Annotated in this window: 12 protein-coding genes and 1 tRNA gene; 7 read left to right on the plus strand and 6 right to left on the minus strand. The window is 50.7% G+C overall.

Going from position 1 to position 12959, the window contains the following annotated elements; genetic code table 11:
* Positions 1-96: 96 nt before the first annotated feature.
* The 3 genes from cbpA to cspA all read left to right on the plus strand — a co-directional run bounded on the left by cbpA (position 97) and on the right by cspA (position 2698).
* Positions 97-1026 (plus strand): curved DNA-binding protein, encoded by a 930-nt coding sequence (gene cbpA / locus SERS4_RS0120525; protein ID WP_012146563.1) that lies wholly within the window; start codon positions 97-99, stop codon positions 1024-1026.
* Positions 1019-1324, plus strand: a complete 306-nt coding sequence (gene cbpM, locus SERS4_RS0120530) for a chaperone modulator CbpM (protein WP_012146564.1) — start codon at positions 1019-1021, stop codon at positions 1322-1324. The genes cbpA and cbpM overlap by 8 nt, the downstream gene beginning before the upstream one ends.
* Before the next feature lie 1161 nt (positions 1325-2485).
* Entirely contained in the window at positions 2486-2698 is a 213-nt protein-coding gene (cspA, locus tag SERS4_RS0120535) for an RNA chaperone/antiterminator CspA (RefSeq protein WP_012146565.1), read from the plus strand.
* Between the two features lie 164 nt (positions 2699-2862).
* Here cspA and SERS4_RS0120540 read toward each other — a convergent pair whose 3' ends face one another.
* Positions 2863-4203 (minus strand): anaerobic C4-dicarboxylate transporter, encoded by a 1341-nt coding sequence (locus tag SERS4_RS0120540; protein ID WP_017893845.1) that lies wholly within the window; start codon positions 4201-4203, stop codon positions 2863-2865.
* 254 nt (positions 4204-4457) lie between these two features.
* Complete coding sequence (locus SERS4_RS0120545; protein ID WP_017893846.1) at positions 4458-5399, minus strand: aromatic alcohol reductase; 942 nt, start codon at positions 5397-5399, stop codon at positions 4458-4460.
* A gap of 87 nt (positions 5400-5486) precedes the next feature.
* Here SERS4_RS0120545 and SERS4_RS0120550 point away from each other — a divergent pair, with 87 nt between their 5' ends.
* A complete protein-coding gene (locus SERS4_RS0120550; RefSeq protein WP_017893847.1) occupies positions 5487-5924 on the plus strand; it encodes a helix-turn-helix domain-containing protein in 438 nt (145 codons plus the stop codon).
* Between the two features lie 97 nt (positions 5925-6021).
* Here SERS4_RS0120550 and SERS4_RS0120555 read toward each other — a convergent pair whose 3' ends face one another.
* Positions 6022-6963 carry an AraC family transcriptional regulator gene (locus tag SERS4_RS0120555; RefSeq protein WP_017893848.1) on the minus strand — a complete coding sequence of 314 codons (942 nt, stop codon included), beginning with the start codon at positions 6961-6963 and terminating at the stop codon, positions 6022-6024.
* A gap of 161 nt (positions 6964-7124) precedes the next feature.
* Between SERS4_RS0120555 and SERS4_RS0120560 the strand changes: the two genes are divergently transcribed.
* From SERS4_RS0120560 to SERS4_RS0120570, 3 genes are all read left to right on the plus strand, one after another.
* Entirely contained in the window at positions 7125-7958 is an 834-nt protein-coding gene (locus SERS4_RS0120560) for an oxidoreductase (protein ID WP_017893849.1), read from the plus strand.
* Positions 7959-8135: 177 nt separating this feature from the next.
* Positions 8136-8750: a 2OG-Fe dioxygenase family protein gene (locus SERS4_RS0120565; RefSeq protein WP_223272826.1), complete on the plus strand. Its 615-nt coding sequence runs from the start codon at positions 8136-8138 to the stop codon at positions 8748-8750.
* The gene (locus tag SERS4_RS0120570; RefSeq protein ID WP_017893851.1) at positions 8747-10012 is read left to right on the plus strand and encodes a cysteine desulfurase-like protein; all 1266 of its coding nucleotides are present in this window, start codon (positions 8747-8749) and stop codon (positions 10010-10012) included. The genes SERS4_RS0120565 and SERS4_RS0120570 overlap by 4 nt, the downstream gene beginning before the upstream one ends.
* A gap of 65 nt (positions 10013-10077) precedes the next feature.
* Here SERS4_RS0120570 and SERS4_RS0120575 read toward each other — a convergent pair.
* The 3 genes from SERS4_RS0120575 to prfB all read right to left on the minus strand — a co-directional run bounded on the left by SERS4_RS0120575 (position 10078) and on the right by prfB (position 12945).
* A tRNA-Gly gene (locus SERS4_RS0120575) sits at positions 10078-10151 on the minus strand.
* A gap of 168 nt (positions 10152-10319) precedes the next feature.
* Positions 10320-11837: a lysine--tRNA ligase gene (lysS, locus tag SERS4_RS0120580; protein WP_012146591.1), complete on the minus strand. Its 1518-nt coding sequence runs from the start codon at positions 11835-11837 to the stop codon at positions 10320-10322.
* Between the two features lie 9 nt (positions 11838-11846).
* Positions 11847-12945, minus strand: a protein-coding gene (gene prfB, locus SERS4_RS0120585; protein WP_112363199.1) for a peptide chain release factor 2 whose coding sequence is annotated in 2 segments (ribosomal slippage) — positions 11847-12869 and positions 12871-12945 — 1098 coding nt in all. Because the reading frame shifts where the segments join, the coding sequence is not laid out codon by codon here.
* Between the last annotated feature and the right edge of the window lie 14 nt (positions 12946-12959).

Below are 12959 nucleotides of genomic sequence, written 5' to 3' on the forward strand. Positions count from 1 at the left end.
GACATCAACGACAAACAGCCCGACTAAGAGTAAAGTTTCACCCAATACAGGTTCAACTATCCCCCTGACGAAAGATTGAAGTGAGATGATAACGCTATGGAATTCAAGGACTACTATGCCATTTTAGGGGTTAAGCCGGCGGACGATCTCAAGGCAATCAAAACTGCCTATCGCCGACTGGCACGAAAATATCACCCCGACGTCAGCACAGAATCGAATGCCGAGGAACAGTTCAAACTGGTCGCCGAAGCCTATGAAGTGCTGAAAGACGACGAACGCCGTGCCGAATATGATCAACTGCGAGAGCACCGCAACGATCCCAATTTTGGCCGCCAGACGCAGCATGGCAGTGCTCATAACGCCGAAGATTTTTCCGATATTTTCTCCTCCATGTTCGGCGAACATGCCCGTGGCCAACAACATCGTCAACGACGTCAGGGCATGCGTGGCCAGGATGTTGAAATGGAAGTGGCTATCTTCCTGGAAGAAACCCAGGCCGAGCAAACCCGTACCATTCGCTATAGCCTGCCGGTATATAACGCTTTCGGCATGGTGGAGCAGGAAATTCCTAAAACCCTTAATGTGAAAATCCCCGCCGGCGTTGGCGATGGCGAACGCATTCGTCTTAAGGGCCAGGGCGGACCAGGAACTGACGGTGGCGCCAGCGGCGATCTCTATCTGATCATCCGCATTGCTCCGCATCCATTGTTCGACATCGTCGGTCACAATCTGGAGATCGTGCTGCCAGTCGCCCCGTGGGAAGCCGCACTCGGCGCCAAAGTACCGGTACCCACACTGAAAGACAGTATCCTGTTGACCATTCCTGCCGGTAGCCAAACCGGGCAGCGCTTGCGCATCAAGGGAAAAGGCCTGGTCGGCAAAAAAGAAACCGGGGATTTGTATGCCGTGATCAAGGTCATGATGCCACCGAAGCCGGACGAAAAAAGCGCCGCGCTGTGGCAACAGTTGGCAGAAGCCCAGCAGAGCTTCGATCCGCGCAAAGACTGGAGTAAGCAAAATGGCTAACGTAACAGTAACTTTCACCATTACCGAGTTTTGCCTGCATACCGGCGTTTCACAGGATGAGCTGACGGAAATTGTCGGGCTGGGTGTGATTCAACCGCGCGATCCCGAGACTGAAGACTGGATCTTTGACGATCGTGCATTAATCACCTTCCATCGCGCTGAGCAGTTGCATCGCGAGCTGGCTCTGGATTGGCCCGGAATTGCGGTAACGCTGACGCTGCTGGAAGAAATTGAGCATTTACGTAAAGAGAACAGTCAATTGCATCAACGGCTGGCCCGCTTTATCGCCAAGCCCTGATAGCATCAAAACCAGCCCGTTGCTTCTGCAGCGGGCTATGTCAGACACTGCCACTCTCTGCTGTTCCACTATAATTTTGTTTTCATTAATTAATTAAAAAAATAAGTTTTACCCTACCGCCACTGTACGAATTTCAAGCATAATAAACCTCCTAAAACTCAAGATTTGAGGCTGAAAAATAAGCGTTCCATGATGCTTAGTCGATGATTATTATGAACACTGTTAATAAAGACATGTCATTAAAAACATGTTATTAAAAACAGTATTGACACCCCTTAAAAAACCAGTAGATTAGTAATCATCAACAGCGTAATAATAGCTTGTTGATAAAGGTAAAAGTATTGAAGTTTAGTTATTACAGTTATTTTTGCGATAAAGGCCACGAAGTATTTTTTGTATGGGCATCAGTATCGAGATAAGCAACATTCTCTATTGATGACGCTTTCAGGCCATGTAGTCAGTACCTACAATCGCAGGGTGTGTACCAACACGCGATGATGTAAGGCCATGTTCTAATTGTTTTTTGTTTGCGATTCTTCAGTTTAGTGCAACAGATCGCAATAGAAGTGAGGCCACGCATCAAAGAGTCTATATCGCGAGGGGAGATGTACCTGGTTAAGCCATCAATCTTTGAATATCTATTAGGATTGATGATAAACGTAAACTGGTAAATATAGGGGAGGTTTTAGTTCGCCCAATATTATCTGTGATAAACATGTACATTTAATGGTAGTACCTTAGCAGTAAGAAATCAGTAAGTTCATTAATGTTAAATTTGAAGTCGATAGTACCTTAAAAGCCCTGGCAACCATTGTCAGGGCTTTTATCTTTTATGCATCAGCCACATGACGATAAAAGATGCCTGCCACACAGCCTGAGTCCTGTCATTATCCCTCATGTGGCACCGAGGAAATATTGGCCTGCCAATGACATTAAGGAAATTAATCCTTGCTTAATAAATCAAACCAAGCCTACTATGGCGGCATCGGTTTGGAACACAGACCTTATGAAAGCAGTTTTAGTAAAGCAGTTCTCAGTTCAAGCGTTATCTCTAGATACCCTTCTTCATGAGCCTCCTCCTAAGTGCCCCATAAGTAAAAATCTGCAAAACAGGCCATGTTCGCCACGTTGAGTGGCTCAAAAAATGAAAAGGATATATCTATGTCTAACAAAATGACTGGTTTAGTAAAATGGTTTAACGCTGACAAAGGCTTCGGCTTTATCACTCCACAAGATGGCAGCAAAGATGTCTTCGTACATTTCTCCGCCATCCAGAGCAGCGATTTTAAAACCCTGGATGAAGGTCAGAAAGTAGAGTTCTCGATTGAGAACGGCGCTAAAGGCCCATCTGCTGTTAATGTTATCGCGCTTTAATCGCCGATAATCTCACTAAGACTTACGATAGCGATGAAGGCACCAGCCTGAGCAGTTAAGCATTAGTGATAAAAAACCCGCTTTGAGCGGGTTTTTTGCATTTCAAATCTAAGAAAAATAGTGATTCATCAACACACAGCATTATCCAGCGCTGCGCCCCCTCGTTACAAGAAACCGTAGGCCGCGGCCAGCACCCAACCCATCACGCAGGAGACGGAAACCCCGATCAAACCCACCATGATGAAACTGTGGTTGATGACGAACCGTCCGATGTTGGTTGTCCCGGAGCGATCGAACTGAATAGCCGCCAGATCGCTTGGGTAGGTGGGTAAAATATAGTAGCCATAGCAGGCGGGAGCAGAAGCTACGATATAGGCCGGATCAACACCGATAGCCAATGCGACAGGGATGATGGCTGCAAGTGCAGCCGCCTGGGAGTTAACAAACTTGGAAACCAGCAGCAAAATGATAGCGTAAGCCCAGGGATACTCTTTAACCAGGGTTCCCAGTACGGACTTTATCTCTTCCAAATGCGCACCAAACATGGTTTCGGCCATCCAGGCAATACCGTAAACCGCCACTATGGCAATCATGCCTGAACGGAAAACCTCGTTTTTTGAGATATTGGCCGGATTCGTTTTGGTCGCGATAATAATTACTGCACCTGCACACAGCATAAACATCTGGATGACCAATACCATGGAAAGTGGTTTTCCATTAATTAATGGCCGTAGTTCAGAAAAAGCGCCCAATAGCGCAACAATAGCTATGGTAGCCAGAAAAATCCACATAGCCACCCAGTTGCTGGTGGGCAATTTCTTATCCAGTAACGTTGCCGTGTCGCCATAAACGTATTTATAGTTTTCCGGGTCTGAAATGAAGCTTTGGAACTTTTCGTCCTTATCCAGATCCTTACCCCGGAACCAACTGAAGATACCAATAGCCAGAATGCCGCACAAGGTCGAAGGAATAGTAATGGCCAGCAGATCGAGAAACTCGAGGTGCTTGCCATTGAAGGTAAAATTACCCAGCATAGCAACCAGCGACACCACAGCGACGGATACCGGACTGGCTATAATGCCCATCTGCGCCCCGATAGAACTGGCCGCCATCGGTCTTTCCGGGCGAATGTTATTCTTGATTGCCACATCATAAATAATCGGCAAAATGGTGTATACCACATGCCCGGTACCGCAAAGAATGGTCAGGATGCAGGTCACAAAGGGAGCGACGATGGAGACATATTTAGGATTGCGGCGCAGCATACGCTCGGCAATCTGCAGCATCACGTCAAGCCCGCCGGATGCCTGCAGCGTCGCCGATGCGGCCACCACGGCGATGATAACCAGCATGACATCCACCGGCGGTTTTCCGGGCGGTAAATGAAAAACGAAAACCAGGATGATTAATCCAATACCGCCGAGCAACCCCAGTGCAATCCCACCTTTTCTGGCTCCATAAAATAGACAGATCAGTATGACAATAAGTTGAATGGTAAATAACATGCTAACCTCATTATTATTGTTAAGAAGGTTAATAATTAACTTCTTTTCATTTTCATTGAGGGGTAGCGATCACAAACAGATGGTTTTTTTAGTTAAAAAAACACCAGATAAAACAAGTTAAACTTAGCTTGTTTAAATAAGGTTATTGTTGTTTTCGTTTTGTAAATAAATAGAAATTAATCATCATCAATTTCGGTAAATAAATATAGCTATAAATTTTCCTTAAGACTGCCGACAATGCCGGCAGTGATTAATTAAACGTCGGGGCAATGTTGTTTCAACCATCCCCGAACATCCGTCACCTCAATACCTTGCCGAACATTGTAGGTTTTCGCTTTATCCCAGGAAACACCATCTGCACGAGCAAACGCCAGTCGGTAGGCTGCGGTGAGACTTTCAGGTGACGCAGTCACAGCATCCTGCAAAGCCTGATGATCCTCGACCACCAGCGTATAAGCACATCGGTCATGCTCACCAAGCAGTTCAGCCAACTGACGGTAAGTCATGCTGTCCCCTGCAATATAAATAATGTCATTGTCGATCCGTGGCCGCTGAAAGAAAATCTTCGCCGTCAACTGACCAATATCTTCGGGCGTGGTCAGGGTGATCGAATAGTCAGCACTACCCGGTGCATTAACCCTGTGGAGCTCCCGCTCAACCACCCCAAAGCCGGGGTCGAAAAGATAGCTGGTGAACATTCCGGTCGATACGATGACCCAATTTGTCCTCTGCTGCGCACGTAGCAGACTCCGCACGGCAAGCTGTTCATCCCATACCGGTTGACCGCTTCCCATGCCGATACGATCGTAATCGACGCCAAACTGCCAGGGGAAATAACGGGCCACCCCGGCTAACAGAACCGCACGAGTAATTTTAAGCTGTGTTCCTTTACCGCCGACAAATCCACTACAGTTTATGACGGCGTCATACTTGGCAAAAACCGTTGCCAGTTCTTTTTCCGATTGCAGGCTAAAATCGGCGGTAACGATATCAATCCCCCATGCTTCGAGCTGCCTTTGACGCAACAGGTTTTCCTGCGAGGTATTGCCCAGTGATAAAGGGCGCAGCAGTACCGTCAGTTTGACATCAGGCCGCCGTTCCTTCTCCCTCACAAATCCGTTCAACATGGCCATGCCAAGTTCGCCGGCTCCCAGAATCAGAATATTAGATATTTGACGACTATTTGAGATGCTCATACTCTCTCCTGCTGTATTGGTCGCCATATCCTGTCAGCCTGATAGCAAGGGAGCAATCAGGCACACCGTTGATACTGTGAGGATGAAATGAAACTCAACGACGAACAAAAAACAAAATTTGCCGCGATATGCAGTGCGCTCAGCGATGAAGATGATGGCTTAAAACGTGAAGTACTGGCGCATACCGGCAACCGTTGGTCTCTGAGTATCATCTATACGCTGGGCACCCATGGGCCTTTACGTCATGCGGAACTGGGCCGGGCGCTATCCGGTGTAACACAACGCATGCTGACAAGAACACTGCGCCATTTGGAGCGTGACGGATTGATTACTCGTCACGACTACCAACAAAAATACCCGCATCCTCACGTTGAATATCAATTAACCCCAATTGGCGAAGGCGTGCTGATTAATATGCTGCCAATGTGGGAATGGATCCTGTCAAACATGGCGGAGATCCGGGATTCCCGTAGCAAATTTATGGCGGGAGCTATGGATGTTCAAGGTGAAAATACAGCGATATAATTAGGACTTACACCTAAAAACTTCCAACTGGTTTTGGATCCTGCTGATCGCCATCATCGGTACTCTGGTCGCCATTTCGTGAAGCGCAGCCTCCCGGTCAATGAGAAGAAATAAAATCAGAAGGGGTCACTGGCGCAGGCAACGAAAAGTTGTGCCTCATACGCTCAACTTCATTAAGCGGCGTTAGTCCGAACAGACGTTTAAACTCACGACTAAACTGAGAAACGCTTTCATACCCCACCCGCACGCAGGCGGCTGAAGCGGAGAGATTATTTCGCAGCATCAGTAATCTGGCCTGATGCAGTCGCGTAGACTTCAAATATTGCATCGGTGAAGTGTTGGTCACGGTTTTGAAATGACTATGGAATGTTGGCAGGCTCATACCCGCCTCTTTCGCCAGCGCATTCACATCCAGATGCGAGTCATATTCGGCGTGCAATTTTCGCAGCGCTTTCGCCACTTTGCCAAACTGCCCCTGGGTGGTCAGCGCATTTCGCAACATCTGCCCCTGTGCCCCGGTCATTACGCGGTAATAAATTTCCCGCATCATCGCCGGCCCCAATATCTCGGCATCCAGCGGTGAAGCCATGATCTGTAGAAAACGTAAAACCGAACGGCTTATTGTGTCATCCAGCGGACTCGAGACCATACTTCGTGGAGGCTCGCTGAGCGCCGGAGCGCGATCGTCGAGTTGCAGCATCAACTGAGCGGCCAAACTGAAATCCAACCGCATGTAAATCGCCAGCATCGGCTCGGAAGCACTGGCATCCGTTTCCATGGTAAAAGGCACCGGAACCGAGACCATCAGATAATGCTGCGCATCATACAAATAGACATCGTTCCCCAAAAACCCGCGTTTTCGCCCCTGCACCACAATGACGATCCCCGGTTCATATAAAACCGGCGTGCGCATCAGCGGACGGTTGGATCGTAAAAAGCGCACGTCCGCCAGGGCCGTTAGGTTGTAGCCTTCACGCGGCGTTAGTCGGTCCAAAAGCTCAGCCATCTGGCCGCTAATCGTCGGAGGGGGAATGGCCATAAGCACCTGCAAAAAGAGGCTGAAAGTGTGCGAAGTGTGACACTCAGCGTCATCCTCGTCCAGACAACTCAGAGGAATAGGCAAACATCAGAGAGGATCCGGGCTACGGATTTTATCCTGCCTCCCCTATTCTGCTTCTCCACATTACTGAGGAGAGTGCCATGAACCATTCAAAATTATTTTTCATCACCGGTGTCAGCAGCGGTTTCGGTCGCGCACTGGCAGAAGAAGCGCTTAAAGCGGGTCACCGCGTGGTCGGAACACTGCGCAACCAGCAGGCCAAAGATGAATTCGAAACCCTGGAACCGGGCCGCTGCTTTGGCCGCATTCTCGATGTCACTCATTTCGCTGCGATTGCCCCACTGGTCGATGCCGTAGAGCAGGAACTGGGGGCGGTCGACGTTCTGGTCAATAATGCCGGTTATGGCCACGAAGGGATTATGGAAGAATCGCCGCTGAGTGAAGCTCTCCACCAATTTGAGGTCAACGTGTTTGGTGCAGTGGCCGTAATTAAAGCCTTCCTGCCTTATTTTCGGGCGCGCCGGGCCGGCCATATTCTCAATGTGACCTCCATGGGCGGCTTCATTACCCTGCCGGGGATCAGCTACTATTGCGGCAGCAAATTTGCCTTGCAGGGAATTTCAGAAACGCTGACCAAAGAACTAAAGCCCTTTAATATTGCGGTCACCGCCATTCAGCCCGGCTCTTTTCGAACCGACTGGGCCGGGCGCTCGATGGTGCGTTCACCACGCAGCATCAATGATTACGATCAGAGTTTTGGACCGATCCGTGAAACACGCGAAAAACGCAGCGGCCATCAACCCGGCGATCCGGTTAAGGCCGCCAAAGCCATCCTGCAACTCATCAACAGCCCTGCCCCCCCTGCATCACTGCTGCTGGGCAGCGACGCCGTCATGTATGTCAGAGAAAAACTGCACCAAATGAATACCGATATCGATGCCTGGGAAACCCTTAGCCGCTCAACCGACAGCTAATACTGTCTGCGTTCATTCTTGTTTACAGCAACATATCGCTTGAAGGTAGTCGGCGCTGGCTAAAAATTGCGTTGGCAATAGTGTCGACTACAATTCAATCGAAATACCTCCCTACAAAGTCAGTCTTGATTCATATTTGAGGTGATTATGTTACATAAACACGAAAACGTAATAAGTATGACTGCACTTAGCCACCAGGCCACCCAACAATTAATGCCGTCGTTTTCTGGCTTGCCGCATACACAACACGCCGACGGCAAGTACCGCTTGCGCCGCTATTCGGTCGTCAAACATCTCAATGGTCATGTGGTAGAAATTGGTCCGCGCAATTTCGTTCAGTCTGACGAAATCAACCACTTTCAGGGCAACGTAGTGCGCCGTTTCGAGCCGATTGACGATGCCGTACTGCAAAGCGCCGCTATGGAAGAAATGTGCAATCTGTTTGCTGAAAGCAATGATTTACCTGAAGGAACGGAAATAGAGATTCATCAGATGCGCGTGGTCGCTATTGATAATGAAACGCAGGTGGCGCCGGAAGGGATCCATCAGGATGGTTTTGACCATATAGCGATGATTGGTATTCATCGGCAAAATATTGTCGGCGGCGAGATCATGCTATACGCCGATAATCACCAGCCCCCGTTCTTTAAAAAAGTGTTGGCGGATGGCGAAGCCGTTTTGTTGGCGGACAGTAAGCTATGGCATAACGCCACGCCGATCAGCGCCATTGTCCCGGAACAAGAAGGGCATCTTGACCTGTTTGTCCTGACCGCACGAGGGGAAAAAGCATGACGTTTACTCCCGAACTCGCCCGGGCTCAGTTTAGTGCGCTGACCCAACGCTATGATGACAAACCCGTTATCTTTTTCGATGGGCCTGGCGGTTCTCAGGTTTCGCAAGGGGTGCTGGAGAAAATGACCCACTACCTGGGGAAATATAACGCCAATCTGGGCGGACATTATTTTTCCAGCCATAAAACAACCGAGGTGATGGATCATGCAAGGGAATCGGTGCGCGCCTTCTTGAATGCACCCTCGCCCGATAATATCGTTTTTGGCATGAACATGACCTCGCTGACGTTCCACCTCAGCCGCATCATTAGCCGTAGTTGGCAAGCCGGGGACGAAATCATCGTTACCGAGCTTGATCACTACGCCAATGTCTCCAGCTGGCAGCAGGCGGCAAATGACAAGCAAGTCACCGTGCATCAAATCCCCCTGCAACAAGCGGATTGTTCTTTGGATACCGCCCGGCTGTGCGAAAAGATTACCGCCAAAACTCGCCTGGTCGCCGTCAGCTATGCGTCTAATGTTACGGGCAGCATCGTCGATATTAAAGCCATCACCGAAGCCGCCCACCGGGTCGGCGCGCAGGTTTATGTCGACGCAGTGCATTATGCTCCGCATAACCTGATCGATGTGCAGGCGCTGGGCTGCGACTTTCTGGTGTGCTCTGCCTATAAATTCTTTGGCCCGCATATCGGCATGGCCTATATCGCGCCGCAATGGCTGCAACGGCTGCAGCCCTATAAAGTCGAACCGGCCACCGACACTGGCCCAGGCCGTTTTGAGACCGGCACCCAAAGTTTCGAAGGGTTGGCCGGTGTAACGGCGGCGATTGACTACCTGGCGCAATGGGGTACAGCAGGCGCTCCTTTAAGGCAGCGTTTACAGGAAAGTTTTGCCGACTATCACCACCATGAAGAGAATCTGTGCAGGCACTTCCTGCAAGGCCTGCGGAACTTCGACGGCGTGCAGCTCTATGGTACCCCGCAGGCTGACATTCACCGTCGTACCCCGACCTTTGCCCTGACCTTCAGCAGCCATGCGCCTGAGGAGATCGCCCGTCGACTTGGCCGGCACAATATCTGCGTCGGCAGCGGACACTTCTATGCGCTGGGGTTAATTCGACGGTTGAACCTGCAGGACAGCGGCGGCGTGCTGCGCATTGGGATGATGCATTACAATACTCTGCAAGAAATCGATACTTTGTTTGAGATACTTGCCAGCGAACTGACAGTCGCGGGAAGACAAGCGGCAATAGGGCAAATTTAAGGCGTCAGCAATGGGACAGGGATGTCGGTAATCAGCAGGGAATGTGAAGCAAACGATAGCGGAAATGGAGCGGGTGAAGGGAATCGAACCCTCGTATGCAGCTTGGGAAGCTGCCGTTCTACCATTGAACTACACCCGCATCGGTGTGCGGCTGCCATTATAACCGGTTATCCCTGCCGGGCAAGCGGAGATAACGCGTAACTGCTGGTGTTTTAAGCAGTTAGCGATAATAGGCCCTATCCTCACTCATCAGACGAAAAAAAACCGGCACAGAGACCTGCGCCGGTTGATATTCATCACTGCGAAGTTATTTCTGTGGGCGCATTGCCGGGAACAGAATCACGTCGCGAATGGTGTGGCTGTTAGTGAACAGCATCACCATACGGTCGATACCGATGCCCAGACCTGCGGTTGGTGGCAGGCCGTGCTCCAGCGCGGTGACATAGTCTTCGTCGTAGAACATGGCTTCGTCATCACCTGCGTCTTTCGCATTAGCCTGGTCAGCAAAACGCTGCGCCTGGTCTTCTGCGTCATTCAGCTCGGAGAAGCCGTTGCCGATTTCACGGCCGCCGATGAAGAACTCAAAGCGGTCAGTGATTTCCGGATTAACGTCGTTACGGCGTGCCAGCGGCGAAACTTCGGCCGGGTATTCAGTGATGAAAGTCGGCTGAATCAGATGGCTTTCCGCCACTTCTTCGAAGATCTCGGTCACTACGCGGCCCAGACCCCAGCTCTTCTCAACCTTGATGCCGATGGATTCAGCGATAGCCACCGCTTTACCCATATCAGCCAGGTCAGCCAGATCGGTTTCCGGACGGTATTTTTTGATCGCCTCGGTCATGGTCAGCTTCACGAACGGCTTGCCGAAGTCGAACACTTCATCACCGTACTGCACCTGAGTATTACCCAGCACGTTCTGGGTCAGGGTGCGGAACAGCGACTCGGTCAGTTCGATCAGATCTTTGTAATCCGCGTAAGCCATATAGAGTTCCATCATGGTGAACTCTGGGTTATGACGCGGAGAGACGCCTTCGTTACGGAAGTTACGGTTGATTTCGAACACGCGCTCGAAGCCACCTACTACCAGACGCTTCAGGTACAGCTCTGGGGCAATACGCAGGTACATATCGATGTCCAGCGCATTGTGGTGAGTCACGAATGGACGAGCAGAAGCGCCACCCGGGATCACCTGCATCATAGGAGTTTCGACTTCCATGAAGCCGCGTTCCACCATGAAGTTACGCATTGCCGCCATGATCTGAGAACGCACCTGGAAGGTCTTGCGCGACTCGTCGTTGGCAATCAGATCCAGGTAACGCTGACGATAACGGGTTTCCTGATCGGCCAGGCCGTGGAACTTGTCCGGCAGCGGACGCAGTGCCTTGGTCAGCAGGCGCAGTTCGGTGCAGTGGATAGACAGCTCGCCGGTCTTGGTTTTGAACAGCTTACCGCGTGCGCCAAGGATGTCACCCAGGTCCCACTTCTTGAATTCTTCGTTGTAAACGCCTTCCGCCAGATCGTCGCGGGCGACGTACAGCTGGATGCGGCCACCAACGTCTTGCAGCGTGACAAAGGATGCCTTGCCCATGATACGGCGGGTCATCATACGGCCGGCAACGGTGACTTCTACACCCAGTGCTTCCAGCTCTTCGTTGTCTTTATCGCCGTACGCAGCGTGCAGCTTGTCGGACGTGGTATCGCGACGGAAATCATTCGGGAACGCAATGCCGTTCTCGCGCAGCGCAGCCAGTTTTTCACGGCGTGACTGCAACTCGTTATTGAGATCCAGCGCCTGTTCGGCGCCTTGTGGTTGTTGCTCAGACATTTCTGTTCCTTATAACCCGGCTTTCAAACTTGCCTCAATGAATTTATCCAGGTCGCCATCTAATACGGCCTGCGTGTTGCGCGTTTCAACATTAGTGCGCAAATCCTTGATTCGGGCGTCATCCAGCACGTAAGAGCGGATTTGACTGCCCCACCCGATATCGGACTTGTTGTCTTCCATCATCTGTTTATCAGCATTTTTCTTTTGCATCTCAAACTCGTACAGCTTGGCCCGCAGCTGTTTAAACGCTTGATCCTTGTTCTTATGCTGAGAACGGTCGTTCTGACACTGCACTACGATATTGGTCGGCAAGTGGGTAATACGCACCGCCGACTCAGTTTTGTTCACGTGCTGACCACCCGCACCCGAGGCGCGGTAAACGTCTATACGCAAATCCGCCGGGTTGATGTCGATATCGATATCGTCGTCCACTTCCGGGTAGATAAACACCGAACTGAACGAGGTATGACGACGGCCGCCGGAGTCGAACGGGCTCTTGCGCACCAGGCGATGTACGCCGGTTTCAGTACGCAACCAGCCGAACGCATAGTCACCGATGATCTTGATGGTGGCGGACTTCAACCCTGCCACGTCGCCGTCGGACTCTTCAATCACTTCGGTCTTGAAGCCTTTGGCCTCGGCCCAGCGCAGGTACATGCGCAGCAACATGCTGGCCCAGTCCTGTGCTTCGGTGCCGCCGGAACCGGCCTGGATATCCAGGTAACAATCAGCACTGTCGTATTCACCAGAGAACATACGACGGAATTCTAATTGCTCAAGCTTGGCAGACAGTTGATCAAGCTCAACGACGGCTTCGTTAAAGGTTTCTTCATCGTCGGCTTCAATCGCCAATTCCAGCAGGCCAGAGACGTCTTCGCCGCCCTGCTCCAGCTGATCGATGGTTTCAACGATGGCTTCAAGCGCTGCGCGCTCTTTACCCAGCGCCTGTGCGCGCTCGGGTTCGTTCCAAACGTCAGGTTGTTCCAGCTCTGCGTTAACTTCTTCTAGGCGTTCTTTCTTGGCATCATAGTCAAAGATACCCCCTAAGAACGGCAGTCCGCACGGACAGGTCCTGAATTCGGTTTTTTACCGGGTTAATTTCAAACATGTTTTTTGCGTTCT

The organism is Serratia sp. S4 (assembly GCF_000347995.1).
In the GTDB taxonomy this organism is placed as follows: domain Bacteria; phylum Pseudomonadota; class Gammaproteobacteria; order Enterobacterales; family Enterobacteriaceae; genus Serratia; species Serratia quinivorans.